Annotated in this window: 38 protein-coding genes; 31 read left to right on the top strand and 7 right to left on the bottom strand. The window is 61.1% G+C overall.

Annotated elements, in window-relative coordinates; all coding sequences use genetic code 11:
- From ACQKIE_RS16240 to ACQKIE_RS16220, 5 genes are all read right to left on the bottom strand, one after another.
- A partial coding sequence (locus tag ACQKIE_RS16240) for a pentapeptide repeat-containing protein (protein WP_427460986.1) occupies positions 1 to 323 on the bottom strand: 323 nt, incomplete at its 3' end.
- 30 nt (positions 324 to 353) lie between these two features.
- Positions 354 to 503, bottom strand: a complete 150-nt coding sequence (locus ACQKIE_RS16235; protein WP_427460984.1) for a hypothetical protein — start codon at positions 501 to 503, stop codon at positions 354 to 356.
- Positions 500 to 880, bottom strand: coding sequence for a hypothetical protein (locus ACQKIE_RS16230; protein WP_427460982.1), 381 nt, complete (start codon positions 878 to 880; stop codon positions 500 to 502). Before ACQKIE_RS16230 ends, ACQKIE_RS16235 begins: the two co-directional genes overlap by 4 nt.
- A gap of 144 nt (positions 881 to 1,024) precedes the next feature.
- Positions 1,025 to 1,351 carry a hypothetical protein gene (locus ACQKIE_RS16225; protein ID WP_427460980.1) on the bottom strand — a complete coding sequence of 109 codons (327 nt, stop codon included), beginning with the start codon at positions 1,349 to 1,351 and terminating at the stop codon, positions 1,025 to 1,027.
- A gap of 55 nt (positions 1,352 to 1,406) precedes the next feature.
- Entirely contained in the window at positions 1,407 to 1,613 is a 207-nt protein-coding gene (locus ACQKIE_RS16220) for a hypothetical protein (protein WP_427460978.1), read from the bottom strand.
- Between the two features lie 200 nt (positions 1,614 to 1,813).
- On the opposite strand from ACQKIE_RS16220, the gene ACQKIE_RS16215 reads away from it, so the two are divergent.
- Positions 1,814 to 2,047: a hypothetical protein gene (locus ACQKIE_RS16215; RefSeq protein ID WP_427460976.1), complete on the top strand. Its 234-nt coding sequence runs from the start codon at positions 1,814 to 1,816 to the stop codon at positions 2,045 to 2,047.
- 25 nt (positions 2,048 to 2,072) lie between these two features.
- Here the strand turns inward: ACQKIE_RS16215 and ACQKIE_RS16210 are convergent, their stop codons facing one another.
- Both ACQKIE_RS16210 and ACQKIE_RS16205 read right to left on the bottom strand, forming a co-directional pair.
- Positions 2,073 to 3,005, bottom strand: a complete 933-nt coding sequence (locus tag ACQKIE_RS16210) for a hypothetical protein (protein WP_427460974.1) — start codon at positions 3,003 to 3,005, stop codon at positions 2,073 to 2,075.
- Positions 3,006 to 3,955: 950 nt separating this feature from the next.
- A complete protein-coding gene (locus ACQKIE_RS16205) occupies positions 3,956 to 4,747 on the bottom strand; it encodes a LexA family transcriptional regulator (RefSeq protein WP_427460972.1) in 792 nt (263 codons plus the stop codon).
- On the opposite strand from ACQKIE_RS16205, the gene ACQKIE_RS16200 reads away from it, so the two are divergent.
- The 30 genes from ACQKIE_RS16200 to ACQKIE_RS16055 all read left to right on the top strand — a co-directional run bounded on the left by ACQKIE_RS16200 (position 4,746) and on the right by ACQKIE_RS16055 (position 22,549).
- A complete protein-coding gene (locus tag ACQKIE_RS16200) occupies positions 4,746 to 5,027 on the top strand; it encodes a Cro/CI family transcriptional regulator (protein WP_427460970.1) in 282 nt (93 codons plus the stop codon). The two genes, ACQKIE_RS16205 and ACQKIE_RS16200, sit on opposite strands and share 2 nt — an antisense overlap.
- Positions 5,028 to 5,092: 65 nt before the next feature.
- A complete protein-coding gene (locus ACQKIE_RS16195; protein WP_427460968.1) occupies positions 5,093 to 5,278 on the top strand; it encodes a hypothetical protein in 186 nt (61 codons plus the stop codon).
- Positions 5,279 to 5,502: 224 nt separating this feature from the next.
- Positions 5,503 to 6,015, top strand: a complete 513-nt coding sequence (locus ACQKIE_RS16190) for an HNH endonuclease (protein ID WP_427460966.1) — start codon at positions 5,503 to 5,505, stop codon at positions 6,013 to 6,015.
- Complete coding sequence (locus ACQKIE_RS16185; protein ID WP_427460964.1) at positions 6,012 to 6,350, top strand: hypothetical protein; 339 nt, start codon at positions 6,012 to 6,014, stop codon at positions 6,348 to 6,350. The genes ACQKIE_RS16190 and ACQKIE_RS16185 overlap by 4 nt, the downstream gene beginning before the upstream one ends.
- An 18-nt stretch (positions 6,351 to 6,368) precedes the next feature.
- Positions 6,369 to 7,157, top strand: coding sequence for a helix-turn-helix domain-containing protein (locus tag ACQKIE_RS16180; protein ID WP_427460962.1), 789 nt, complete (start codon positions 6,369 to 6,371; stop codon positions 7,155 to 7,157).
- On the top strand, positions 7,120 to 7,923 hold the full coding sequence (locus tag ACQKIE_RS16175; protein ID WP_427460960.1) for an ATP-binding protein: 804 nt from the start codon (positions 7,120 to 7,122) through the stop codon (positions 7,921 to 7,923). The genes ACQKIE_RS16180 and ACQKIE_RS16175 overlap by 38 nt, the downstream gene beginning before the upstream one ends.
- Entirely contained in the window at positions 7,920 to 8,219 is a 300-nt protein-coding gene (locus tag ACQKIE_RS16170) for a hypothetical protein (protein ID WP_427460958.1), read from the top strand. The genes ACQKIE_RS16175 and ACQKIE_RS16170 overlap by 4 nt, the downstream gene beginning before the upstream one ends.
- Before the next feature lie 207 nt (positions 8,220 to 8,426).
- Positions 8,427 to 8,837, top strand: coding sequence for a recombination protein NinB (locus ACQKIE_RS16165; protein WP_427460956.1), 411 nt, complete (start codon positions 8,427 to 8,429; stop codon positions 8,835 to 8,837).
- Entirely contained in the window at positions 8,830 to 9,000 is a 171-nt protein-coding gene (locus tag ACQKIE_RS16160) for a hypothetical protein (RefSeq protein ID WP_427460954.1), read from the top strand. The genes ACQKIE_RS16165 and ACQKIE_RS16160 overlap by 8 nt, the downstream gene beginning before the upstream one ends.
- Complete coding sequence (locus tag ACQKIE_RS16155) at positions 8,997 to 9,278, top strand: hypothetical protein (protein ID WP_427460952.1); 282 nt, start codon at positions 8,997 to 8,999, stop codon at positions 9,276 to 9,278. The genes ACQKIE_RS16160 and ACQKIE_RS16155 overlap by 4 nt, the downstream gene beginning before the upstream one ends.
- A gap of 20 nt (positions 9,279 to 9,298) precedes the next feature.
- A complete protein-coding gene (locus ACQKIE_RS16150; protein WP_427460950.1) occupies positions 9,299 to 9,586 on the top strand; it encodes a hypothetical protein in 288 nt (95 codons plus the stop codon).
- 11 nt (positions 9,587 to 9,597) lie between these two features.
- Complete coding sequence (locus ACQKIE_RS16145) at positions 9,598 to 10,041, top strand: hypothetical protein (RefSeq protein ID WP_427460948.1); 444 nt, start codon at positions 9,598 to 9,600, stop codon at positions 10,039 to 10,041.
- Between the two features lie 496 nt (positions 10,042 to 10,537).
- Positions 10,538 to 11,191: a hypothetical protein gene (locus tag ACQKIE_RS16140; RefSeq protein ID WP_427460946.1), complete on the top strand. Its 654-nt coding sequence runs from the start codon at positions 10,538 to 10,540 to the stop codon at positions 11,189 to 11,191.
- A gap of 169 nt (positions 11,192 to 11,360) precedes the next feature.
- Positions 11,361 to 11,801 (top strand): lysozyme, encoded by a 441-nt coding sequence (locus ACQKIE_RS16135; protein ID WP_427460944.1) that lies wholly within the window; start codon positions 11,361 to 11,363, stop codon positions 11,799 to 11,801.
- A gap of 16 nt (positions 11,802 to 11,817) precedes the next feature.
- Positions 11,818 to 12,309 (top strand): hypothetical protein, encoded by a 492-nt coding sequence (locus tag ACQKIE_RS16130; protein WP_427460942.1) that lies wholly within the window; start codon positions 11,818 to 11,820, stop codon positions 12,307 to 12,309.
- A gap of 13 nt (positions 12,310 to 12,322) precedes the next feature.
- Complete coding sequence (locus ACQKIE_RS16125) at positions 12,323 to 12,538, top strand: hypothetical protein (protein WP_427460940.1); 216 nt, start codon at positions 12,323 to 12,325, stop codon at positions 12,536 to 12,538.
- Positions 12,535 to 13,020 carry a hypothetical protein gene (locus ACQKIE_RS16120; protein WP_427460938.1) on the top strand — a complete coding sequence of 162 codons (486 nt, stop codon included), beginning with the start codon at positions 12,535 to 12,537 and terminating at the stop codon, positions 13,018 to 13,020. The genes ACQKIE_RS16125 and ACQKIE_RS16120 overlap by 4 nt, the downstream gene beginning before the upstream one ends.
- A complete protein-coding gene (locus ACQKIE_RS16115; RefSeq protein WP_427460936.1) occupies positions 13,017 to 13,175 on the top strand; it encodes a hypothetical protein in 159 nt (52 codons plus the stop codon). Before ACQKIE_RS16120 ends, ACQKIE_RS16115 begins: the two co-directional genes overlap by 4 nt.
- On the top strand, positions 13,172 to 13,321 hold the full coding sequence (locus ACQKIE_RS16110; RefSeq protein ID WP_427460934.1) for a hypothetical protein: 150 nt from the start codon (positions 13,172 to 13,174) through the stop codon (positions 13,319 to 13,321). The genes ACQKIE_RS16115 and ACQKIE_RS16110 overlap by 4 nt, the downstream gene beginning before the upstream one ends.
- A gap of 191 nt (positions 13,322 to 13,512) precedes the next feature.
- Positions 13,513 to 13,947 (top strand): terminase, encoded by a 435-nt coding sequence (locus tag ACQKIE_RS16105; RefSeq protein ID WP_427460932.1) that lies wholly within the window; start codon positions 13,513 to 13,515, stop codon positions 13,945 to 13,947.
- On the top strand, positions 13,944 to 15,389 hold the full coding sequence (locus tag ACQKIE_RS16100; RefSeq protein WP_427460930.1) for a hypothetical protein: 1,446 nt from the start codon (positions 13,944 to 13,946) through the stop codon (positions 15,387 to 15,389). Before ACQKIE_RS16105 ends, ACQKIE_RS16100 begins: the two co-directional genes overlap by 4 nt.
- Positions 15,389 to 15,604: a hypothetical protein gene (locus tag ACQKIE_RS16095; RefSeq protein ID WP_427460928.1), complete on the top strand. Its 216-nt coding sequence runs from the start codon at positions 15,389 to 15,391 to the stop codon at positions 15,602 to 15,604. The genes ACQKIE_RS16100 and ACQKIE_RS16095 overlap by 1 nt, the downstream gene beginning before the upstream one ends.
- Positions 15,605 to 15,606: 2 nt before the next feature.
- Positions 15,607 to 17,325, top strand: a complete 1,719-nt coding sequence (locus ACQKIE_RS16090; RefSeq protein WP_427460926.1) for a portal protein — start codon at positions 15,607 to 15,609, stop codon at positions 17,323 to 17,325.
- Entirely contained in the window at positions 17,325 to 17,642 is a 318-nt protein-coding gene (locus tag ACQKIE_RS16085) for a hypothetical protein (RefSeq protein ID WP_427460924.1), read from the top strand. Before ACQKIE_RS16090 ends, ACQKIE_RS16085 begins: the two co-directional genes overlap by 1 nt.
- Before the next feature lie 58 nt (positions 17,643 to 17,700).
- Positions 17,701 to 18,375, top strand: a complete 675-nt coding sequence (locus ACQKIE_RS16080) for a hypothetical protein (protein WP_427460922.1) — start codon at positions 17,701 to 17,703, stop codon at positions 18,373 to 18,375.
- Between the two features lie 6 nt (positions 18,376 to 18,381).
- A complete protein-coding gene (locus ACQKIE_RS16075; RefSeq protein WP_427460920.1) occupies positions 18,382 to 19,389 on the top strand; it encodes a major capsid protein in 1,008 nt (335 codons plus the stop codon).
- 69 nt (positions 19,390 to 19,458) lie between these two features.
- A complete protein-coding gene (locus tag ACQKIE_RS16070) occupies positions 19,459 to 19,905 on the top strand; it encodes a Bbp16 family capsid cement protein (RefSeq protein ID WP_427460918.1) in 447 nt (148 codons plus the stop codon).
- 15 nt (positions 19,906 to 19,920) lie between these two features.
- Complete coding sequence (locus tag ACQKIE_RS16065; RefSeq protein WP_427460916.1) at positions 19,921 to 20,277, top strand: hypothetical protein; 357 nt, start codon at positions 19,921 to 19,923, stop codon at positions 20,275 to 20,277.
- 77 nt (positions 20,278 to 20,354) lie between these two features.
- On the top strand, positions 20,355 to 21,029 hold the full coding sequence (locus ACQKIE_RS16060; protein ID WP_427460914.1) for a hypothetical protein: 675 nt from the start codon (positions 20,355 to 20,357) through the stop codon (positions 21,027 to 21,029).
- Positions 21,026 to 22,549, top strand: coding sequence for a hypothetical protein (locus ACQKIE_RS16055; RefSeq protein ID WP_427460912.1), 1,524 nt, complete (start codon positions 21,026 to 21,028; stop codon positions 22,547 to 22,549). Before ACQKIE_RS16060 ends, ACQKIE_RS16055 begins: the two co-directional genes overlap by 4 nt.
- The last annotated feature ends 1 nt before the right edge of the window (position 22,550 follow it).

Here is a 22,550-nt window from a genome sequence, read left to right as displayed (position 1 = left end):
GACAGGTCCGCACCGGACAGGTACGCACCAGACAGGTTCGCACCAGACAGGTCCGCACCGGACAGGTTCGCACCAGACAGGTACGCACCAGACAGGTCCGCACCGGACAGGTACGCACCAGACAGGTTCGCACCAGACAGGTCCGCACCGGACAGGTTCGCACCAGACAGGTACGCACCAGACAGGTACGCCCGGGACTCAACAGCCTTCTTTACCGCAAAACCAAGCTGTAACGAGTACGACTTTCCCGCAAATTCCGCATCGATCTCGCAGGAGAACTGCACGGCACCGGTAAAGCGATTCTTGATTTCAAACTTCGCCATTGTCGTTTCCTTAGAAGTGGTGCCGTGGGCTCAGTGCCCCGTAACCAGCGCAATAAGCACAGCGGTTGCCACAAGGCCGAGGTACACGCCGAGGAACCGCCATTCGGCCTTGGTCATCGGCTTACGGGCATTCGCGTGTGCGCGGACGCGGGCGATGTAGTCGTCGTAGTCGGGGGTCATGCGTTGTTGTCCTCGTCCAGTGAAACCCATGCGTCTCTGCCTGTCGCGTCGGCTATGGCGCGATTCATCTCTCGGTGAAGCTCGTCGTACTTGGCAACGCTTTCCGGGCTAAGCATTCCGTAGCCACCCGGATCGACCACATCCCATAGGTGCCCATAGAGGTTGTTGAACTTGATGCACAACTCAAGAAGCCGGGGCGCCTGCGCGACGACTAGCGCGTTATGCTTTCGAAGTGAGCCGGACGAAATGATTGTCTTGTCGCCATCCACATCCTCAACATCAGCCTCGATGAGTGCACACCAGCAATCCGGCGAAGCGCACTCAACGACATGCCAAGGTCCAGGGGTGTGTGCCATGGGCGGCATTCCGGCGTTCATGCTGCAACCCTCATCACCACGCGACGCAAGCAGACAGACCAACCATGAGGGCAGTCCTCCCAAGAGCCGGGAATCGTGCGGTATTCGGTCACGCCATTCACAACACGGCAGATGCGGATGCACGGGGCGGGGAACGGAATGATCTTAGACGTAGCGGCCATTAGCCCAATCCTCGTCCTGAATTTCGATAGCGGATTCCGCCTGTTGTTTGGCGAAGTCTTCGGTTATGTACTTGTGGACTAGATGGCCGAAATGGGCGGTATCACCAGCCATCAACGCGTCGATGATTGGCGAGGGAATCGTCGGCCTCTCTGCGGCGGCAAGATCCTGTAGGCCGTCCACCCAGGTGTCACGCTTGCGAAGCTCCACGGCCGTCTGCGCGTTGAGGCGTTCCTGCGCGGCTTCGGCTTCGGCTTGCATGCCGAGGTAGTGATGCACTGCGTGGGATGCGTAGCAGGGCGAAGTCTTCATACGAGCCCCACCACGCGACCGAGGAAGCCAAGGACGAGGAACACCAGGGCGGGTTTCATACGACATCCCCCACGAACTCGAAGCCGGCGGCTTCATGCTCCTTCGTCAGCGAGTCCCGGGTGTGCTGCGGGCGAAGCGCCGAGACAGCGGAGGCGCAGCGAGCAACCAGCTCGGCGTCGCCCGGACCAAGGTCGAACTCCAGCGCCTCCGGAAGCTCCGGGGCCTTGAAGTGGTCGTGGCCGGTGATGATCGGTGCGTGCATGGTCTGCTCCCTGCCGGGGTGTTCCGGCTTGAGAGAGATTAAACCACAGGTTCAAGTCGAGTGCAACCAGCGGTTGTTGCCTACGGTTGCGTTACTGATTGTTTGTTTCTATCGACAAGCTCATATCGATAGCTTTTTGCATTTCGCAGCCTTTGCGACCACCACGATTCACCATGGCCGCCTCACAAGGGAGAACAGCCATGCAAGAGACCATCTACTTCGTACAGGGCTTCAAAGCCGGGAAACGCGGCCAGCTGGTGCCTATGGAGGCCGTAGGCTGCTCCACGGAAAGCCAGGCCGTAGGCCGAGCCGAGAGGCTTGGGGAGGGGTGTGCCGGCGCGCTGGCCTGGGCTCAGACAGCAGACGTGGACGCCGGGGAGTACGGCGATCCGGTGGTGCTGGCTAGGGTGGGGGAGGTGCCGGAGGTAGCATAAAAAGGCCCGCCGAAGCGGGCCGCGTTCAAAGGCCAGATGGAAGTTCCGGTCTTTTCATCGCTTCGATGAGTATCTTCGCTGAAGATGGCAAGAATCGGCCTTCCGCCACCTTTCCTTGAACGTATTTCGGGAACTTAGTAGTTACATACGTCTCATAAAGCCAGAGGCGGAAATCGCCAAGTGCTGATAGTGGATAGACCCAAGCTTCAACTGGGTTAACCGCGGCTTGAGGAAACCATTCTGGATACACATGAGGATGTTTCTGGCGATCGCCATATTTCGTATCTCCGCTGATAGCGGTCCAGTGCTTTCCCCACGTCAACCCGACGCTTATGTCTGGAACCGTGTGGTCATCGACCGAACAGCCACTGCGGATGATGTGAATGACCACGTCTGCTATTTCGCGGAACACAGAGAAATAGGCGTGCGGCACCTGGTCATTAAGCAGAACGCGCTCTTGGAAATTTTTCCATGACTCAGAGATGCTTGGGTTCGGGTCATACCCACAAGCATCGTAAATAAACTTACGGAATGATGCTCGGGCCAGTATCCGATAGTTACGGAGAGCTACGGTGTTATTGCCCTGCTCAGCATCGAATGCGTAATACTCAAGGATCGCCATCGACACCGCATCCGTATATGCGTGTGTCTCTGTGCCGTTACGGATGGTGCGCAGGTATAAAGACGACCCAGCGTGACCTTGAGCCGCCAATACCTGAGATATCTTCCGGCCCCTCGGCTTCTCCGATTCCTCTCGCCAGTTATTCGCCATTCGCACAAGGACGGAATGGTCGATTCCGCACATGTTGGCTAGGCCACGAGCCGTGAGGTATGGCGTCCCATCGTTGAGGACGCCCATCTGGATACCGTCAACCTCCACCTCGCGAACTGCGAACAGTTCTCCTTGCGGGTGGTGTTCAATCGACCCATCCGCCTTAATAACTATCTGATTATTCATGCACTTTCCCTGGTGCTCAACGTGTTAAAAAGTTGTTTTTGGAGCTACCTTTCACCTGACGACATTCGGCCTCTGCGCCGTAGGTGAACCCGTTCGGCTATCGGCTCATAAGCAAACGCCGTCGAGGCGGGGCTTGCTGTGACGCCAGTGGTCAAATATTGACCTTCAGCGTCAGTACCCGTATGGGTCTACAGTACCTTCCTGGCCCGTATAAGGGTTCGTATTCCCCTTAGTCGAGTAGTTGTTGTACGGATTGCTATCGGCTGACGAACGATAGTGCGGTTGGACATACTTTCCATCCGTTTTGACGTAGCCGCTTACATGCACCGGCGTGGAATAACTGCTGTTATTGAAGCTCTGCTGCCGTGGCGCCGAGTAAGCGGAGCTACGAAAGGGCTGGTGGCTATAAGAGCTTCGATAAGCTGATTGGGCAAAGCCCGTCAGCGGTACAATGGCGGCAGCGAGAGCGCAGAGCGCAATTCGATTCATGGCACGGTCCTTTGCTTTGCTGGTGGAGCCAAGGATCCAGCAAGAGGGGTGCCATCTATGACTGTCGCCCGCTCGGCGGAAGAATCCCGCCCACGTGGGGAGGACATAGCCTCCTGTGCTCAGTTCTCGGCGTGTGCCTTTGGCCTTCCGATCTCGGGATCATTCTGGCTTAGGCACATGAACTGGATCTCAGATCGCGGGTAGTTCCCTAGAATGTAAGGTGGACGGGAATCCTCTGTGTGGGTCACCTGGGCGACCCTTCCTTGCTTGGTGCAGTAGTCGTTGGCTTCACCAAAAGCCTTGGCCTTGATCTTGGCTAACCCCATGAATCCAGTGGCCGCCTGCCTGGACACCATGTATGTGTCTGGCCCGATACGCACCACGCCAGAGTTAGAGGCACAACCAGCGAGCGCAGCAAGGCAAAGCACCGCAATCGTTCTAAGCATTCCATCCCCTCCTAGTTATCCGTAAGCGACTTCATTTGCGCTGCGCAACTGGATCGCACCGAGTACGCGTCCAGCTATGGTCACCGCCTCGAAGTGGTCCGGGTCAATGACATCTGGGTTGCCTGGTTCAGCCAGGCTGACTATGTGAAATCCGTCCGAGCGGACATCGAGCCTTTTGACGATGGCCTGCCCATGCATGACGAAAACGAATATCCCGCCATCCATGATCGCTGTGTCATGCACGTCTACAAACACCACGTCACCGTCCTTTATCCTCGGCGCCATAGAGTTTCCACGTACTGTCAGGAGCTTCACGCGGGAGGGCGAAACCATTCGCCCCAAGGCATTTCTGACGCTCCATTCGGCTAGATCAACCTCCTGAAGGACTTCCGGTCGCTCATTGTTGATCATGCCCGGCCCTGCGCCCCCTTCTCCCATGACTTGGAAGCGAAGGTAGCCCTCGGCAGTCTCAGATGGCGATACCTGCCGTGAGGGCTCGCCGCTGATCGGGGAAAGTCCAAGAAGCTCATCGGCCGAGCAGCCGAGGAATTCGCAGATAGCACGAATGTGCTCCCTGGCCAGGGTGCCTTTCTTGATCCACTTCTGGACTGCCTGCTCGCTCACATTGAGGTGAGTTGCAAGCGCAAGTTTTTGCTTACCCGACCGCCGTATGAGGGCATCGAGGTTCGGGCCAACGTGATCGTCAGAGACTTCAACCATAGGTTGAGAGTGTGAGGCCGCCGTAGGTTGAGCCGAAGCAACCACGGGTTTGACACGTAATGCAACCTGTGGTTCAATCGCGTCCATGAGCTACCAACTGCTGATGGCGCACTTCAAGAACCCTTCCGGTCTGGCTCAGGCCCTGACCGTCCAGGGCGTCTCTATTTCTCCGCAGGCCATCTATAAGTGGCAGCGGCAGGGCATTCCCGTCGACCGGGCGCCGCTCATCGAGGCCGCCTCGAACGGAGTCCTGCGCTGCGAAGAAGTATGCCCTGGCGTCGAGTGGACGCGCGACAAGCGCGGATCCGTCACCGGCTACAACGTTCCTGTCAACAGCACCACGAAGCAAAAACGCAAGGTCGCCTGATTCGTCAGTGCGGCCTTTTTCCGTTTCCCCATTCATATCCACACGAGCCTCCAAAGGATTCATCGATGTACGCCGAACCGACCCACCTGAGGAACAAGGTCATCAAGGTCCGTCTGAACGAGGACGAGCGTGACCTCGTAGACGCCCTGGCGCGCATCAACAAGACGCAGCCCGCGGTTCTCCTTCGTGACCTTGTACTGGAACGCCTGGAAGCGTTGGAGAAGCGTACCGCGCACGGCATCGCCGCCTGAAGGTCCCATTGCAGTCCCCTTGGAGGCCCTGTGCGGCATGAACACGCCATCGATCTAACGCCATCCGAGAACGCTCGGGTTAAGGCATATGCGCTGCAACACGGCTTGACCCTTGAGGAAGCCGTCTCCCGCTTGGCGCGCGAGCAGATTCAGGAGCACTTCGTCGTACGGAAGCACCGATCCAACGTAGTGCCCATGAGGGCCCTGAACAGGGGAAGCAACGAATGAAGGTTATCCCACTGACGCATGGTCTTGAGGCGATAGTCGACGACGACGCCCCAAGCTGCGTCTTCGAAGCTAAGTGGTACGCAAAGAAAAGCGGATATGACGGGTATTTCTATGCCGTCTCCAAGTCCTTCGGTCGTCAGGGGGTGCGGCTTCATCGGCTGATCGTAGGTGCGCCAGAGGGAATGTGTGTCGACCACATCAATGGCGACACTCTCGACAACCGGCGATGCAACCTTCGTGTCTGCACCAATACCGAGAACCTACGCAATCGAAAGCTTTCCTGCCGTTCAAAAACCGGATTCAAAGGCGTGAGCATTCTCCATCGCCTTACAAAGGACGTTTACGCAGCGCGCATCACAACCAACGGAAAGAAGATCCAGATCGGGGTTTTCGCAACGCCCGAGGAAGCCGCTCGCGCGTATGACAAGGCAGCTTCGGACCACTTTGGCCGCTTCGCAAGGCCGAATTTCCCAACCGGCCAGAGGGCCCTAACGAGGGACGCCGCATGAACGCCGTACTCAAGCTCAACCAAGGCCGCATAGGCCGCGACGCCGGCATGGCTCGCGCTACATCCCACGCCGACCACCGCAATGCCGGATGGTCCGACCGGGCCTGCCTCAAGGCGCGCAAGTTCCTCCATCGGATCAAGCGCACCTTTACCGCGGAGCAGATCCGCGCATGGGCCTATCGGAACGGCCTTGAGGAACCGACCGACGACCGCGCATGGGGATCGATCCTGACGCGCCTGGCGCGGGAGGGGCGCATCTGCAAGGTGAACTACACCCAGGCCGAGGGAAAGGCGTGCCACATGCACCCGGTCACGCTGTGGAAGGTGGTCGAGTAAGCAATGAGCATTGGGTTGATGAACGCCGTCTGGAAGCTGGCGATGCCTGCCACGCGCAAGATGGTTCTGCTTGCCATGTGTGATTGGGCCAATGACGAGGGCACCAGTTGCCACCCGTCGATGAGGGCCCTCGCTACGCGCGCTTCGATCAGCGAGCGGCAGGCTAAGCGGGTCGTTCATGGCCTGATTGAAGAAGGCTGGGTAGACGTGATCGGCAACGAATTTGGTGGTGCCCCCGGACAGACCAGGCAATACCGAATCAACGTCAAAGCAATCGAGACGGGTGACGCCAGTGTCACGGGTGACAAAAAGTCACGGGTGACAAATGAAGCAGGTAGACGGGTGACATCTGTGACAGGACGGGTGACATCCGCGACAGAGACGGGTGACACCCATGTCACCCAATCCACCATATATCCACCATTAAAAGCATCCACCAAGAAAGCATCCACCAGCACGGACGCGCCTGCGGATGGATTCGATGAGTTCTGGGCAGCGTACCCCCGGAAGGATGGACGGAAGGATGCAGTGAAGGCTTGGAACAAGCTCAAGCCGAACGCCGAACTGCTGACCAAGATCCTCAGTGCCCTGGCCCTTCAAGCGAAAAGCGCGAGGTGGACGGAGCAGGACGGCAAGTACATCCCTCACGGCTCCACGTACCTCAACGGCGAGCGATGGCTTGATCCAGTGCACCCGCCGAACCAAGCGCACGTGAAACCACCCATAGCCCAGCGATTCGCCGACAAGACCTACCACGGAACCCCTGACAATGAACTCCCAGACTTCCTCCGAACCGGAACGCATTGAGCCCATCGCTCGGGTCATCGACGCCGAGTGCGAGAAGCATGGCCCATATAAGGCCAAGCAGGTGGCTATGGGCGGTGGCCTTCCGCCGATCACGATGAACTGCCCGAAGTGCTCGGAAGAACGCCGGGAGCGTGAAGAGCTTCGCGCAGCGGAAGAGGCCCGGCGACGGAAGCAGGAGCGCATTGACCAACTGTTCCGTCGCAGTGCGATTCCCCTGCGGTTCTTGGACCGGACGCTGGAAGGCTACAAGGCGACCAATGACGGCCAGCGCCGCGCGCTACGGATAGCCACTCGCTACGTCGAGACGTTCGCTGACAGCGCCACTGTCGGTCCGAGCATGGTCCTGGCTGGCAAGCCCGGCACCGGAAAGACTCACATCGCCTGCGGCATCGCGAATGCACTCATTCACATGGGCAAGCCAGTCCTGTTTATGACGGTCCTACAGGCGCTCCGGCACATCAAGGAGACATACCGAAAGGACAGCACGCGGACCGAGGAAAAGGCGATGGCCGAGCTGATGGAGCCGGAGCTTCTGATCCTCGACGAAGTGGGAGCCCAGCTTGGTAGCGAGCACGAGAAGATGCTCATGTTCGAAATCATCAACGAGCGCTATCAGAACTGCCGCTCAACCATCCTCATCAGCAACCTTACCGGCGACGAACTGACCGAATTCCTAGGCGACCGGGTAATGGATCGCTTCCGCGAGAACGGGGCCATAGTCGCCTTCGACTGGAATAGCCACCGCGGCCAGAGGGACGCCTCATGACCAACTACAAGACTCTTCTTCCGGAATCCTGCGGAAGCGTCGGCATCGGCAGAGAACCCCGCCTTGCGGGTCTTGCCGTCAAGCGCCGCATTGCGACGTACGGTCCGCACGTCGTGCTGGTTGACCATCACGGCCGTGTCTTCATCCGGCCTGCTGACGAACCACGGGCCGCCCTAATGGCATCGCGTTACCCGTCGATGGTCGCCGGCACCTTCAACGACGCCGCAACGTCCCTCGACATCGCTGAGGCGCTGGTCTTCGTCTACAACGAGCAGATGAACGGGGTCGCGGCATGATCCTCAGCTTCCTCCTAACCCGAGCCCTCATCTGCCTTCGCCACGGCCACGAGTGGGCCAAGGCGCACCGCAAGGACGGCTCGTCCTATCTCCGCTGCTTGGGGTGCAATGAGGTGCGGTCATGACCTACTGGGATTGCATGTGGCTGGCATGGGCTGTCGCTGCTGGGCTGTTTGCCTACTACAACGCACGAAAGGACGACCAGCCATGACCGCCCAAGCCGTCGTCCTCCGTCCAGAGAATGCGCCCAATCGCTGGGACTTCGCATGGAAGAAGGTGTGCGAGTACCTACAGCACGACAAGCCGGTGATGGTGACCATAGACGAGTTCAAGTCGCGGAGAAGTCTTGAACAGAACCGGAAGTTGAACGCCATGTGTGGTGACTTGGCCGAGCAGGTTGAATGGCACGGCCAGATGCTATCCAAGGACGACTGGCGGCACATGTTTGTCGCTGCATACCGAAAAGAGCAGCGGGTGGTGCCTGGCTTCGACGGAGGTTTCATCGTCCTCGGCGCCAGTTCCCGCGGGCTCACGGTGCCGGAGTGCATGGACGTGATCGAGATGATGTTCGCCTTCGGTGCTGAGCGACAGGTTCAGTGGAGCGATCCCAATGGTTGACGTGATCGTTTTGCTAATCGATGGAGGCATCCTCGGCTACGTTTTCGCCTCTTGGCAGTGGGCGAAGCGAGTGGAGAAAGCGCATATGACCATCGCTGAACTTCGCGAGGATGTGGCTCGTGAGCAGTTACTGCGCAGACTTCAGGGCTCGGAGCACGCATGACCACCGCAACCGAACGCAAGTGGTTCGAGGCCGTTGCCTCACTGGAAACGTGCTCCCTGTGCGGCGTTTACGGCATCCAAGTTGCCCATAGCAATCAGGACCGAGGCATGGGGCAGAAGTCGGCTCCGTGGATGACGGCGGCTCTTTGCACACCTGAACACTACGAGATCGACAACGGTAAGAACCTGAGTCGCGATGAGCGTCGAGCGCTTATGGACCGAGCCATTGTCATCACCCATGACCGGCTCATCAGGGCCGGAAAACTAAGGCTCGCATGAGCCATAACCGAGGAAAGACCATGAACCTTGCAAACGCGAACGAAGCAATCCCGCAAATCACACAGAATTCCCCGGCCGAATCCTCCCTGATTCGACTTTCGGGGATGCTGGAGAACGTCGAAGGAACTGTTGCACGTCTGGAGCAGCGCCTTCGCCCCATCCTTTCGTCAGGGCAGAAGGGGGAGTCGTCAGCCAAGCCCCAGGCGGTAGGTGCGAGCCCCATCGTCGATAACATTCTTCGGGCAGGTGACCGCGTGACGGATATTGACGAGCGCTTGGGCCATCTTCTTGACAGCCTCACGGTCTGAAGGAGGCCGGCATGATCTTGGCTATCGACCCAGGCACGACGGAATCAGGCGTTATTGAGTTCGATGCCGGTCGAGTCCACGCCTCGTACATCATGCCGAATGAGCAGGTCATCCAGCGCATTCGGTGGTGGACCTGCCCCGATCTGGCTATCGAGATGGTAGCCAGTTACGGGATGCCGGTAGGTGCCGAGGTGTTCGATACCGTGCGCTGGATCGGCCGCTTCCAGCAGGCCTTTCACTTACCTGACCAAGTGCGTCTGATCTTCCGAAAGGACGTGAAGATGCACCTCTGTGGCTCGCCACGCGCCAAGGACGGGAACATCCGTCAGGCCCTCATCGACAAGCTGGGGCCGCAGGGGACGAAGAAGAACCCAGGGCCGACCTATGGCGTGAAGTCCCACGCATGGGCGGCCCTGGCCGTCGCGGTAACTGCACTGGAGGTGCCACGTGCATGAGCGTGCATTACCACCTACACCACGCCCTGCGGATCATGAGGCAGCAACCGGATCTACGGGAGTGGGGTCCGATGATCGACGCCCTACCAGCGGAGGCACAGGACGAGGTTCGCACCTTCCTCCGCGACCGGGCTCGAATCGCCCTGTACCGGCAACAGGGTACGAAGACCGTTCCGACCTCGGACTTTTCCAAAGCCAGCAGCACTGGCTCAAAGTCCAGCGGGAAGCCCAAGGCAGGCTCGACAAGATCGCAACCGAGATGAAGCGGAGGAAGCGCCGTGGGTGAGCTCTCCCGCCCCGAGATGTTTGCCGATCGCCTTGGCTGCGCTGAGTTGGCCGCCAAGGTTCGAGCCGCGGGTGGCTGCGCTTACTGTGCCCATCGCGTCGAAGGCTGGAACCGCGTCGCCTGCGACCAGCCGCATCGGTCATTCCCCCGCTGCCTGACGGTGCCGGGGCTGAGTTTTGAACCTGACCATGTGAAATTGCAGGGGGTCATATGCACGTCGGAAAACTGCTAGCTCGACTCAACCCGTCCACCCAGCGGTACGAGCAGGGCAGGGGCGGCATCCCCGAACTGACGCCGCAGGATGTTGCCGCGGCGATTGCCATGGTCCCCGAGGGGCTGGGGCGCGAGCTCGTCTGCCGCCTGTGGTGGCCCGATGGAGCCAAGCTGTCCGCCAAGGAACTGGACCGCCTTCTCATGGAGGCCCAGCTTGCAGAATGGCGAGCTCGCATGGATCGGCTGGTCAACGCGCAGATCTTCCAGGCCATGGCCGAGACGCCATCGGACCGCTATCGAGCCGTCGCCAAACTCGACTCCGCGCGCGCGCGCATGTGGCCGAGGCTTGGCCCGGACTCTTGCTACGCCGCCATTCGCAAGGCTGTCTTGGCGGAGATGAGCTCGTCCTGCCTCTGCCAGTCCTGCCATGGTTTGGGCCATGTGCGGGATGACGCCGGGCTCATCACTGCCTGTTCGGCCTGCGAGGGATCGGGCAAGCAGAAGGTCAGCGACCGCCAGCGCGCGCAGATGATCGACCGGGACAAGAAGACCTACTCCGTGGTTTGGGCACCCGTCTACGAGTGGACCATAGGCCTGTGTAACGAGGTCATCGGTCCTGCGCATGATCGGCTCCGGCAGGCAGTGGCATAACGACAAGTGGGGGATGTCATCACCCCCACATTTTCGGGCAATCTGTGTATGTGGGCACGCTGCCCACCCGACCCGGCCATGCGCCGGGTTTTTTGTTCCCGCCGCGGGAACGCCCCGCCCGCTCACCCTGTTCCCCTGCTCGGTGGGCGGGCACCTATTCGGAACACTGATGAAGCCCAGCGCTAACGCCTACAACGTGGTCAAGGCGTCCGAAGGGCTGCGTCTGTCTGCGTACCCCGACCCGGGCACGGGCGGTGAGCCCTACACGATTGGCTACGGCAGTACGCATGGCGTGACAAAGGGCATGACCATCACGCCGGATGAGGCTAGTGCCCGACTAGTCGAGGACATGACCGAAGCTGCGGATGCGGTCAACCGCTTGGTCACGGTCAAGCTAAACCAGAACCAGTTCGACGCCCTGTGTAGCCTGGCTTTCAACATCGGGCAGGCAAATTTCAGGGGATCGACCCTGCTGAAACTGCTGAACCAAGGCGATTTTGCCGGAGCAGCCAAGGAGTTCGACCGGTGGGTGTACGCCGCCAAGAAGAAGCTTCCAGGGCTTGTAGCTCGCCGGAAGTTGGAGCGCGACCTGTTTGAGCGGCCGGTGTGAAGTGACGGAACGCGATGTGGAACTGGATGAGGCTATTGCTCGCGTCGAAGCCACCGAGGCCGAGGCGATCACTGTTGCCTTACGACATATCGCCTTGCATGCGCCATTCCTCGGTGCTCTCGCGGACGCTGGGGACCGGGACTTGTCCGACTTCCAGCGGATCGCGGCCACTCGCGTGGTCGAGCAAGGCGAGATGCTGAGGATGGCCGAGAAGAACCTATCCCGGTTTGTCGGGATGCTGAGGACGCGCACGGCGATCTACCCCCAGTTGAATGGCGTCCGGCTTTCCGTCTTGGCCCACGTCGCCCTGGCGATACGGCTACAGCCCCTTCTTGAGTGCAAGCCGCTGTGGACCGCTGTGGACCGCCAGGACTGGGATGATGCCGCGGATGCTTTGCTGATGACCCGCTGGCCTGAGAAGGCTGTGGATGACGGTGAGAAGCGGCGCGTGCTGGAACTCGCTCGCATGATGCGGACCGGCACTGAGCCTCCCTCACTGGCCGCCTGACGTGGTGAACCCGATGCGCGATGCCCGAGCACTGAAAGCCGGGATCGCCATCCTCGTATGGCTCCTGATGGGCCTCCTGGGAGCCGCTTTGCTCCAGTTCAAGGTGCCGCCTGAGAACAAGGACATGCTCAATCTCATGGTGGGCGCGCTCATCGGTAACGCCGGCGCAGTGGTGGGTGACTTGTTCGGTAATAGCCGTGGCCTGCGCTCGTCAGGAGATGGCTCGTGAACCTGAAACTCATCGCCTATCTAGGCGTGTCGGCCGCTCTATTCGGTGCTGGCTACTACGTGGCTCACCTGTCCGGAGAGCGCGATCTTGCCAAGGCAACAAGCGCCTGGGACACGGCCCGTGCAGACCTTGAGACGAAGCGAGCGGATGCCGAGAAGGCTCAGCGCCTAGCAGAACAGGGACAAGCCGAGGCTCTATCCAAGGCGGCGTCCAGCTACCAGAAGGGTAAAGACGATGCCAAACAAGCCGCTGACAAGGCTGTGGCCGATCTCACTGCTGGCAATCGCAGGCTGCGCGACCAGTGGGCAACCTGCCAAGCCAGTTCCGCCGCAGTGTCATCTGCCGGCGCTGGACAGCGCGCTGATGGAGAAGACCGACTACGTGAAGAAAGTGTCGGACGAATTCTTCGTGCCGTTGGACAGTGCCAAGCCCAGCGTGACGCCCTCCAAGAAGCCCTGATGGGCGAGAGAGCAGGACAATGACTGACCCGAACTCCACCGATATTTCCGACCAGATCGAGCGCGCCATTACCCGGGCATTCGATCTGAGCGACTTGAACAACCTGACCAAGCTGCTCGAACTCAAGATGGCTTGGTACAACCAAGGGGGCATGCTGCCCTCGAATCCCTCGGCATGACCCGCCTGGACGAGTACACCAAGGACGAGTGGTTCGACATCGCTCGCCAGTTCAAGCCCGACCTGGCCAAAGACGAGTACGACCGTATGTGGGATGACTTCCAGGCCATGAAGGCCGAGCACCTGAAGCGCAAGACGCTGAACTGATATGGCCTACCTCCGCATCGTTGAAGACATCCCCAAGCCCAGGCTCCGGATGAATGCCAGTGGCTCCTTGTGGTTCTACTACTGGCCCGATGGGTCCACGGCGGTGGCAGAGACGAAATATCTAGGGGAATTGGTCGAGCACGTATGGGGGAAGATTTGCCAGATGCGCAAGGAAAGGATGTACGGCTGATATGGCACGCCCGTCCACCTTCAAGCCCGAGTACGTCGAGCAGACCCAAAAGCTGGCTGCCCTTGGCGCGACCGAGCTTGAGATTGCCCAGTTCTTCGGGATCACGGAGCGCGGCTTCCGCAAGTGGAAGCAACTTCATCCTGAATTAGTTCCTGCCCTAAAGATCGGCAAGACGGAGCCGGATGAGCGCGTGGAGCGGTCGCTGTTCCAGCGCGCCGTGGGTTATAGCTTCGAGTCCGAGAAGGTATTCCAATTCCAGGGCGAGGTGGTTCGGACTCCAGTGATTGAGCACGTCGCTCCCGATACCACGGCCTGCATCTTCTGGCTGAAGAACCGCCGACCGGACCTGTGGCGCGACAAGCGTGAGATGGAGCACAGCGGCAACCTCACCCTCGAATCGCTGGTAGCCGGTGTAAAGGGCTCGGAAGCCGAGTGAGCCTCTCCGCAGCGCAGGACCGGATCAGGCAGTGGCGCCTCGATCCGGTCCGCTTTGTCCGTGACAACTTTGAGGTAGAGCCGGACGCCTGGCAGCGAGACGCGCTGGCGTTCCTTGGGGGCGAGACGAACCCGAAGCGCAAGCTCTGCATGAAGGCATGCACGGGCCCGGGTAAGTCGGCCATGATGGCCTGGGCTGGCTGGCACCGGCTGTCGTGCTTTGCTGCACCGGGTGAGCATCCCAAGGGTGCGGCGCTGTCGATTACCGCGGACAACCTCAAGGACAACCTGTGGGCTGAGTTGTCCAAGTGGCAGTCACGCTCGCCGTTCCTGAAAGCCGCCTTCACATGGACGAAGGAGAAGATCTACGCCAACGACCACCCGGAGACGTGGTTCCTCTCGGCAAGGTCGTTCGCCAAGGACGCCAACACGGAGGCTATTGGACGCGCTCTGTCCGGCCTGCACTCGCAGTTCCCGTTCATTCTCTTGGACGAGAGCGGCGATATGCCCACGGCGGTGGGTAAGGCGGCGCAACAGATCTTCACGGGCATGCCGACCGATGCGCTTCTAGCGCAGGCAGGCAACCCGACCAGCACGGACGGCCTGCTTTACGAGTCGTGCGTCCACAGCGCGGCGACGTGGGACATCATCACGATCACTGCGGACCCGGCCGACCCGAAGCGGACGCCTCGTGTCTCGGCTGAGCACGCACAGGAGATGATCGACACCTACGGGCGGGATAACCCGTGGGTGATGGCGACAATCCTCGGACTGTTCCCGCCCTCGGGCTTCCGGTCGCTGCTCGGCGTGGAGGAAGTCAACGCGGCCATGGAGCGGCACTATCGCGAGGACGACTACTCGTTCGCGGCGAAAGTGCTCGGCGTGGACGTGGCTCGCGAGGGCGATGACTCAAGCGTGATCTTCCCGCGCCAGGGCTTGGCCTCGTTCACGCCCATCGTGATGCGAAATGCGAGATCGATAGAAGGTGCGGCCAGGGTCGCGACGAAGAAGAACGATTGGGGCAGTGACGCAGAGTTCGTGGACAACACGGGCGGCTTTGGTGGCGGCTGGATTGACCAGCTGATCAACCTGGGCCACAGCCCGATTGGGGTCCACTTCGCCTCGTCAGCCACGGAGCCCGGCTACGCGAACAAGCGCGCGGAGATGTGGTTCAAGATGGCGGAATGGGTCAAGGGTGGTGGTGCACTGCCCAAGATCCCCTCGCTGATCGCCGAACTGACAACGCCGACCTACGCGTTCAAGGGCGACAAGCTGCTCATTGAGCCCAAGGAAGACATCAAGAAGCGCCTGGGACGCTCGCCTGACATGGCGGACGCCCTGGCCCTGACCTTCGCTTTCCCCGTGGCACCCAAGGTGGGGCGCGCTCCGGCGCGTGCCTCTGCGGCTGTCCAAGACTACGACCCCTTCAGGAGCCTCGGCTAATGTGCTTTGGTAGCGGTACACCCAGCGCGCCCAAGACGGCCGCTATCACTCCCGTGGTGCAGCCCTCGCAGGCGATCAGCGACCAGTCGAACATCGACTCGGCCAACGAGCGTCGCCGCTTGCAGGCATCGACCGGCCAGCAATCGACCATCGTCACGGGGGGCAGCGGCGCCGGGCTGCCCACCTCGTCGTCCAAGACGCTGATTGGCGGCTGACCATGGCTGACTCCATGGCTTCCCGCGAGACGAAGTTCGAGCGGTACAAGAAGCGCGTGACGGCGATGAAGACGGACCGTAGCTCCTGGGAGCCGCATTGGCGCGAGATCCAGCAGTTCATCTCGCCGCGCTCCGGCCGCTGGTCGCTGTCCGAGCAGAACCAGGGCGGCAAGAAGGGCTTCCGCATCATCAACGGTGCCGCCACCATCGCAAGCAAGACATGCTCCGCGGGCATGATGTCCGGCAACACCAGCCAGTCACGGCCGTGGTTCCGCATCACGACGCCCGACCCGGCAATGATGGAGATTGCGGCGGTCAAGCAGTGGCTGTTTCAGGTCGAGGTCCGCATCCGCGACGTCCTGGCCCGGTCGAACATCTACAGCGTCCTGCCGAACATCTACCGTGAGTTGGCCGATTATGGCACCGCGGCGCTGTGGGCCGAGCCTGACGACGAGCAGATCATCCGGTTCTACCCGCTGACGGTGGGCACCTACTGGATCGCGACCGACCACCGCCGTGATGTGGACACGCTGTACCGCGAAATCCGCATGACGGTCCGCCAGGTCGTGGACAAGTGGGGCGAGGACAAGCTCAGCCCCGACCTGAAATCCAAGTACCTCGCCGGCAACCGTGACGCGACGGTCGATATCGCACACATGGTGTGCCCTAACACCGAACGGGAATATGGTAAGGCTGATTCCAAGAACAAGCCGTGGTCGTCCTGCTACTGGGAGTGCGGCAAGGGTGCCGAGGGCTTCCTGAGCGAATCTGGCTTTGACACCAAGCCCTTCATGGCCCCGCGTTGGGACGTGCTCGGCGAGGACATCTACGGGTCGTCCTGCGGCATGGATGCCATTGGCGACGCCAAGACCTTGCAGGTCCGCGAGAAGCAGTTCGCCATGGCGGTGGACAAGCATGTGGACCCTCAACTCCAGGGGCCGGCCGAACTCAAGAACGCCTCGATCAGCACGTTGCCGGGTTCTGTCACTTTCGTGAACAACCTCGCGACTGGCGGTGCTGGCCTCCGTCCGGTCTACGAGGTGAAGCCCGACTACCAGGGCGCTCTCATCGACAAGAAGGACATCATCAAGCGGATTCGCGACGCGTACTACGCCGACCTGTTCCTGATGATCTCCCAGCCCGATGCGCCCAACCGCACGGCTTACGAGGTGTCGCAGATCCGGGAAGAGAAGCTGATGGCTCTCGGCCCGGTCGTCGAGCGCCTGAACACGGAACTGCTCGATCCCCTGATCGACCGCACCTTCGGCGTCATGCTGGACCGCGGGCTCATCCCCGAGCCGCCCGAGGAACTTCAGGGCGTCGCGCTGAAGATCGATTACATCTCGATCCTTGCCCAAGCTCAGAAGGTGCTCATGACGGGCTCCATCGAGCGCTACGTGCAGTTCATCGCGGTACTGGCCAAGTTCAACCCGGCTGCGCTGGACAAGCTGGACACCGATCAGGCCGCGGACGAGTACGGTGCCGACCTCGGCGTCCCGCCCGCCATCGTCGTCTCAGACGACCGCGTTGCCGAACTTCGTCAGGCTCGTCAGCAGCAGCAGCAGATGCAGCAAGCCGCAGCCATGGCTCCTGCCGTCAAGCAGTACGCCGACGCGGCCAAGGCGGCAGGCTCGGCCACGGTGGACCCCGCATCCGTCCTTGGTGGCCTCGCTGAGCAGGCAGGTCCAGGCGCTCTCGCGCTGGCTAACGCGGGCCGCTGATGCGACAGACCGAGGAAGACCGCAAGCGCGAGCAGGAACGCGCTGAGAGGATCGAGCGTGCGCAGTTGAAGGATGTGAAGGAACTCATGCAGCTTCCTGCCTTCCGTCGCTATGCCCGCAGGTATCTCACGCTTTGCAACGTGTTCGAAACGACCTTCACTGGATCCAGCGAGACGTTCTTCCGCGAGGGTAAGCGCGCGGTGGGAACAACCATCCTCGGCGAGATCATGAAGATCGTGCCCGGCCAGTTCGCGCAAATGATGGCCGAGCGCATGCCGGACGATGAACCCGAACCCGAGCCAGGCTCGGACCAGTGACCCCTCCAACCCAACCCAACCCGCTTCGGCGGGTTTTTTTATGCCCGGAGAAAGTTCCATGGCTGAGCAGAACCCCGCCGCGACCACCGACACGACAGCGGCCGCCGATGCAACGCCGGAAACGCAGACCCCGCCCGCGGGAGACGCGAAACCTGCCAACACCGAAACCCCTGCCACACCCGATGCCAAGCCGGAAGGCGACAAGCCGGAAGGCGATGGAAAGCCGAAGGATGGCGATAAGACCGCACCCAAGGCCCCCGAGAAGTACGAGCTATCCGTCCCCGAAGGCTTCCAGCTGGAGCCCGAGACGACGGCGGAGTTCGAGCAGATCGCGCGCGAGTTCGACTTGGACAACGACCAGGCGAACAAGCTGATCCCGCTCGGCGTGAAGCTCGCACAGCGCATCGAGGCGAAGCAGGCGGAGACACACCAATCGCAGGTGGCCCAGTGGGCCGATGCAGTCCGCAACGACAAGGAACTCGGCGGCGCGAACTTCGACGCCACCGTAGCCACCGCCAAGAAGGCCCTCGACCGCTTCGGCACGCCGGAGCTCAAGCAACTGATGGACACGTCGGGCTTCGGGAATCACCCCGAGATCGTCCGCGCCTTCCATCGCATCGGCCAAGCCATCGCTGACGACACCTTCGTGAACGCGCCTTCGGGTGGCGGCACGAGTGGCAAGTCGCCGGCATCGGTCCTGTTCGACCACCCCACTTCACAGCCTCAGAGGTAATCACCCATGGCAACCCTCAGTGCAAGCATGCCGACGCTTCTTGACGTCGCCAAGCGTATCGACCCGGACGGCAAGACCTCCAAGATCGCGGAGATGCTGTCGCAGGACAACGAAATCCTCGATGACATGCCGTGGCAGGAGGGCAACTTGCCCACCGGCCATCGTGTGACCGTCCGCACCGGCCTCCCGGCTACCGCCTGGCGCAAGCTCAACCAGGGCGTTCCGCGCAGCAAGTCAACCACGGCGCAGATCGACGAAGCGACGGCCATGCTCGAAGCCTGGTCCGACGTGGATAAGGATCTCGCCGAACTCAATGGTCTGGAGTCCGACTTCCGCCTGAGCGAATCGTCCGCGTTCATCGAGTCGATGAACCAGACCATGGCAACCACGCTGTTCTACGGCAACTCGGTCGCCACGCCGGAATCCTTCCTTGGTTTGGCTCCGCGCTTCGATGATGTACCGACCACGGCTGGCGGCGCGGAGAACAAGGACAACGTGATCGACGCGGGCGGCACTGGATCGACGAACACGTCCATCTGGCTCGTCGGCTGGAGCCCGAACACCATCACTGGCATCTACCCGAAGGGCTCGCGCGCTGGCCTCCAGCACGAAGACCTGGGCCTGGATACGGTGCTGGACGCCAACGGCAACCCGTACCGCGCCTACCGCGATCACTACCAGTGGAAGTGCGGCATCGCGCTGAAGGACTGGCGCTATGTGGTCCGCATCGCCAACATCGATGTCACCACGCTGGTCACCGACGCCTCGTCCGGCGCCAAGCTCATCAACCTGATGACGCAGGCCCTGGAGCGTATCCACAGCCTCAACGGCGTCCGTCCGGTGTTCTACATGAACCGGACCATCCGCTCGATCCTCCGCCAGCAGCAGGTCAACGCGGTGAAGGGCTCGACCCTGACCGTCGAGGAACTGTACGGCAAGCGGGTGCTGATGGCGTCCGAGGTACCGGTCCGCCGCACCGATGCGCTGCTCAACACGGAAGCACGCGTGACCTGATCGCCCGCATGAGCGCGCCGGGTCGCCCGGCGCTGCTCGTTCCTGCATCTCCATTCAGAGGTATACCCCATGATTCTCGACGCACTGCTCGAAATGTCGGACGCACAGGCGGTCACCGCCACGGCGATCTCGACCAACGTTATCGACCTCGGTCCTGTGACCGACAACCCGACCCGCGACATCGGCACGGGCGAGGACGTATACTGGGTCGTCTCGGTGGACACCACGTTCACCGGCCTCACTTCGCTTCAGGCGGCCCTCGTCTCCGATACCACGTTGGGCCTCCAGTCCGCCCCGGTTACCCATGCCACGACCATCGCCATTCCGGTCGCGTCGCTGGTGGCGGGCTACCAGTACGCCGTAAAGCTGCCCCCGGGTAGCTACAAGCAGTACCTCGGCACGCAGTTCACGGTGGTTGGTACGGGCACCGCTGGCAAGGTCAACTCGTTCCTGACCAAGGATGTCCAGGCTTATCGCGCCTACGCCGACCGCCAGCCGATCGCGCCGAACGCCTGATAGGAGGACTCAGCCATGAGTAACCCGAAGAAAGCGGCACCCCGTGAGAAAGAGGTGGCCTTCAGTCCGGTTCCATACCGGGTGCTGGAAACCTCGTTCATCAACGGCTCCCTGCATGTTGCCGGAACCGAGCCCGTCTACCTGCCAGAAGGCACGACGGCGGGCGCGAATCTGGAGCGTGTGGATGGCAAGGATGAACGGAGCGACGAAGGCAACGAGTTCCTCGACAGGACGATCCCCGAGATCGTCGAGGACCTCGAAGCGTGCACCGATGACGATCTCGCCGAGCATCTGGAGGCCGAGCAGGATGGCAAGGCCCGGAAGGGCGTGATCGATGCCATCGAGAAGGAAATCGAAGCGCGCAACGCGTAACAGCCACGGCAGTGGAAGGTTGGCCCGGGGAAACCTGGGCCTTCCTTTTTTGCATCCCTTCCACCCATGGATAGACCATGACGTCCTCGATTGAAACGTTCAACCGGGCGCTGTCGCGCATCGGCATCGACCAGTTCATGGCCGACCCTCTCGAATCGTCGAAGGAGGGTGACCTCTACCGGACGTGGTTCGACGTGTGCGTGGAGCGTTTGCTGACCGACTTCCCATGGAACTTCGCCACCCGCATCACGGCGCTTGCCGAGTTGGCGACGGACCTCACGCCGGGATGGCAGAAGAAGTACGCCTATCCGGTGGACTGCCTGATGGTCCGGCAGATCGTCGATGCCAGCGGTGCGCGCTCGGCCATTACCGGCTACTACGGCGCATGGGGCTACGGCTGGGACGACTACTGCGGCTGGGTGCGTCGTCAGGTGCCTTTCGAGATCATGAACGACAGGGAGTCAGACACCAAGGTTTCCAAGGTCATCGTGTGCGACATGCCGGAGGCGTACTGCCTTCACGTCGTCAGCGTCACAGACCTGAATCTGTTCGACCCGCTGGCCTTGTCAGCGCTGGAATGGCTGATCGCGAGTGAGATCGCCGCTCCGTTCCACGGCATGCCCACTGGCATCAACACCGCGCAGGCGGCTGGTCAGCAGTACCGCGCCGCGCTCAACGCCGCGCATGTCCGCTCTGCCAACGAATCCGGTTCCGACTACCGCCCCGAGTCTCCGGCCCTCTCCTGCCGATGAAGATCGTCCAACCCTCATTCACGGGCGGAGAAATCAGCCCGAGCCTGTACGCGCGCGTCGATCTCCAGCGCTACGCGAACAGCCTCAAGACCTGCCGGAACTGGATCGTCTCCAGTTACGGCGGGGTGTACAACCGTCACGGCCACCGGTTCGTGTCACGGACCAAGTGGAGCGGCGCGTCAGCATCCCGGCTCATCCCCTTCCAGTTCAGCATCGACCAGAACTATGTCGTCGAGCTTGGGGACCGTTATGCGCGGTTCTATGCCAACGGCGCGCTGGTGATGAATGGCGCGTCTCCTGCTGAAATTCCCACGCCGTGGTCAGCCGCTGAGATTTGGGACGTGTCCTACTCGCAGTCGGCGGACGTGATGTACCTGACGCACGTCTCCCACCCGCCTCGGGTCGTCACCCGCACGAGTGCAAACACCTTTTCCATCGACCTTTACGACGCCGCCGAGGGGCCGTTCCAGCCGGTCAACCCGGACGAGTCAAAGAAGATGGCGTCATCGGGCGTGAGTGGCAACGTGACGATCACCTGCAATGCGAACGTCTTCACGTCGGACATGGTGGGGATGTTCGTCTACCTAGAGAACAAGAACCTTTCCGCCATCAAACCCTGGACATCGGGCGAGAAGGGTATTGGGGTCGGAGCCTACCGCCGTAATGCAGGCAAGACCTACCAAGTAACCCAGGTGTCCACGGGCGGCAGCTACCTCCTTACCGGAGGAAACGCACCGACCCACGATGAAGGCACGCAGTGGGACGGACCAGGCGACGTTCGCAACGACGGTACGAATACCTATTCGGTAGGCGTGGCCTGGACGTACATCGATTCGGGCTATGGAATAGCCAAGATCACGGCCTACAACAGCCCGACGTCGGTGAACGCGCTGGTCACCAAGCAGATGCCGCTCAACGTCGTGGGTGGCGTGGGAAGCCCTGGTGGTTCATGGACGCTGACGGGCGACGGGTCTACGGTGACATTTCCCATCGCTGGCAACGTGTCCAACAACACGTCTCTCTACGCTGTCACCATCGGTGGCACGCCAACTCAGTCCAATCCGAACTACCAGCCTCAGCCTACCGGGCCGGTAAGCAACTGTGTGGCCGTGGATATGCACATGCCAGGCGGCTTCCTCGCGGGAGAGGCCGATGGACGGATGGTGCTGTGCATTGACCATGCGGACCTGAAGGCAACCGTCCACATGGCGAAGGTCTTCAACATCGCCTACGAGCCATGCTGGCGTGCTGAGTCGGAATCTGGCGCATGGTTGGTCTTCTCCAAGGCGACGCGCTGCGAGACGCGCGAGCGCGGCTATGTGCTTGGCGATGAACTTGAGGGTCTGTCCCTTCCTTGCGGTGGGGATGATGGCGTTGTGGCCTGGGAGCAGATCGTTTCCGTTACCGATGCCGGAACGCATCTCGTCGCCAAGATCGACACGGGCGACCACAACTACCTCGCTGGCGGAGAGCCGGGTCGCTACATCTCAACCCACAACATGATCGCGGTGAAGGACTGAC

It is taken from the genome of Luteibacter sp. NPDC031894 (genome assembly GCF_050273135.1).
GTDB lineage: Bacteria > Pseudomonadota > Gammaproteobacteria > Xanthomonadales > Rhodanobacteraceae > Luteibacter.
This window is presented reverse-complemented; position numbering and strand designations above follow the sequence as displayed.

What these genes read in the sequence shown, in the direction of transcription:
- ACQKIE_RS16200 (WP_427460970.1), top strand. Translation starts at nt 4,746, where the DNA reads ATGAGCTACCAACTGCTGATGGCGCACTTCAAGAACCCTTCCGGTCTG.
- ACQKIE_RS16060 (WP_427460914.1), top strand. Translation starts at nt 20,355, where the DNA reads ATGACGTCCTCGATTGAAACGTTCAACCGGGCGCTGTCGCGCATCGGC.
- ACQKIE_RS16170 (WP_427460958.1), top strand. Translation starts at nt 7,920, where the DNA reads ATGACCAACTACAAGACTCTTCTTCCGGAATCCTGCGGAAGCGTCGGC.
- ACQKIE_RS16210 (WP_427460974.1), bottom strand. Translation starts at nt 3,005, where the DNA reads ATGAATAATCAGATAGTTATTAAGGCGGATGGGTCGATTGAACACCAC.
- ACQKIE_RS16110 (WP_427460934.1), top strand. Translation starts at nt 13,172, where the DNA reads ATGACCCGCCTGGACGAGTACACCAAGGACGAGTGGTTCGACATCGCT.
- ACQKIE_RS16125 (WP_427460940.1), top strand. Translation starts at nt 12,323, where the DNA reads ATGCGCGATGCCCGAGCACTGAAAGCCGGGATCGCCATCCTCGTATGG.
- ACQKIE_RS16115 (WP_427460936.1), top strand. Translation starts at nt 13,017, where the DNA reads ATGACTGACCCGAACTCCACCGATATTTCCGACCAGATCGAGCGCGCC.
- ACQKIE_RS16085 (WP_427460924.1), top strand. Translation starts at nt 17,325, where the DNA reads ATGCGACAGACCGAGGAAGACCGCAAGCGCGAGCAGGAACGCGCTGAG.
- ACQKIE_RS16175 (WP_427460960.1), top strand. Translation starts at nt 7,120, where the DNA reads ATGAACTCCCAGACTTCCTCCGAACCGGAACGCATTGAGCCCATCGCT.
- ACQKIE_RS16225 (WP_427460980.1), bottom strand. Translation starts at nt 1,351, where the DNA reads ATGAAGACTTCGCCCTGCTACGCATCCCACGCAGTGCATCACTACCTC.
- ACQKIE_RS16055 (WP_427460912.1), top strand. Translation starts at nt 21,026, where the DNA reads ATGAAGATCGTCCAACCCTCATTCACGGGCGGAGAAATCAGCCCGAGC.
- ACQKIE_RS16195 (WP_427460968.1), top strand. Translation starts at nt 5,093, where the DNA reads ATGTACGCCGAACCGACCCACCTGAGGAACAAGGTCATCAAGGTCCGT.
- ACQKIE_RS16165 (WP_427460956.1), top strand. Translation starts at nt 8,427, where the DNA reads ATGACCGCCCAAGCCGTCGTCCTCCGTCCAGAGAATGCGCCCAATCGC.
- ACQKIE_RS16180 (WP_427460962.1), top strand. Translation starts at nt 6,369, where the DNA reads ATGAACGCCGTCTGGAAGCTGGCGATGCCTGCCACGCGCAAGATGGTT.
- ACQKIE_RS16075 (WP_427460920.1), top strand. Translation starts at nt 18,382, where the DNA reads ATGGCAACCCTCAGTGCAAGCATGCCGACGCTTCTTGACGTCGCCAAG.
- ACQKIE_RS16235 (WP_427460984.1), bottom strand. Translation starts at nt 503, where the DNA reads ATGACCCCCGACTACGACGACTACATCGCCCGCGTCCGCGCACACGCG.
- ACQKIE_RS16220 (WP_427460978.1), bottom strand. Translation starts at nt 1,613, where the DNA reads ATGCACGCACCGATCATCACCGGCCACGACCACTTCAAGGCCCCGGAG.
- ACQKIE_RS16205 (WP_427460972.1), bottom strand. Translation starts at nt 4,747, where the DNA reads ATGGACGCGATTGAACCACAGGTTGCATTACGTGTCAAACCCGTGGTT.
- ACQKIE_RS16190 (WP_427460966.1), top strand. Translation starts at nt 5,503, where the DNA reads ATGAAGGTTATCCCACTGACGCATGGTCTTGAGGCGATAGTCGACGAC.
- ACQKIE_RS16230 (WP_427460982.1), bottom strand. Translation starts at nt 880, where the DNA reads ATGAACGCCGGAATGCCGCCCATGGCACACACCCCTGGACCTTGGCAT.
- ACQKIE_RS16095 (WP_427460928.1), top strand. Translation starts at nt 15,389, where the DNA reads ATGTGCTTTGGTAGCGGTACACCCAGCGCGCCCAAGACGGCCGCTATC.
- ACQKIE_RS16135 (WP_427460944.1), top strand. Translation starts at nt 11,361, where the DNA reads ATGAAGCCCAGCGCTAACGCCTACAACGTGGTCAAGGCGTCCGAAGGG.
- ACQKIE_RS16070 (WP_427460918.1), top strand. Translation starts at nt 19,459, where the DNA reads ATGATTCTCGACGCACTGCTCGAAATGTCGGACGCACAGGCGGTCACC.
- ACQKIE_RS16140 (WP_427460946.1), top strand. Translation starts at nt 10,538, where the DNA reads ATGCACGTCGGAAAACTGCTAGCTCGACTCAACCCGTCCACCCAGCGG.
- ACQKIE_RS16065 (WP_427460916.1), top strand. Translation starts at nt 19,921, where the DNA reads ATGAGTAACCCGAAGAAAGCGGCACCCCGTGAGAAAGAGGTGGCCTTC.
- ACQKIE_RS16150 (WP_427460950.1), top strand. Translation starts at nt 9,299, where the DNA reads ATGAACCTTGCAAACGCGAACGAAGCAATCCCGCAAATCACACAGAAT.
- ACQKIE_RS16080 (WP_427460922.1), top strand. Translation starts at nt 17,701, where the DNA reads ATGGCTGAGCAGAACCCCGCCGCGACCACCGACACGACAGCGGCCGCC.
- ACQKIE_RS16185 (WP_427460964.1), top strand. Translation starts at nt 6,012, where the DNA reads ATGAACGCCGTACTCAAGCTCAACCAAGGCCGCATAGGCCGCGACGCC.
- ACQKIE_RS16160 (WP_427460954.1), top strand. Translation starts at nt 8,830, where the DNA reads ATGGTTGACGTGATCGTTTTGCTAATCGATGGAGGCATCCTCGGCTAC.
- ACQKIE_RS16155 (WP_427460952.1), top strand. Translation starts at nt 8,997, where the DNA reads ATGACCACCGCAACCGAACGCAAGTGGTTCGAGGCCGTTGCCTCACTG.
- ACQKIE_RS16215 (WP_427460976.1), top strand. Translation starts at nt 1,814, where the DNA reads ATGCAAGAGACCATCTACTTCGTACAGGGCTTCAAAGCCGGGAAACGC.
- ACQKIE_RS16145 (WP_427460948.1), top strand. Translation starts at nt 9,598, where the DNA reads ATGATCTTGGCTATCGACCCAGGCACGACGGAATCAGGCGTTATTGAG.
- ACQKIE_RS16105 (WP_427460932.1), top strand. Translation starts at nt 13,513, where the DNA reads ATGGCACGCCCGTCCACCTTCAAGCCCGAGTACGTCGAGCAGACCCAA.
- ACQKIE_RS16090 (WP_427460926.1), top strand. Translation starts at nt 15,607, where the DNA reads ATGGCTGACTCCATGGCTTCCCGCGAGACGAAGTTCGAGCGGTACAAG.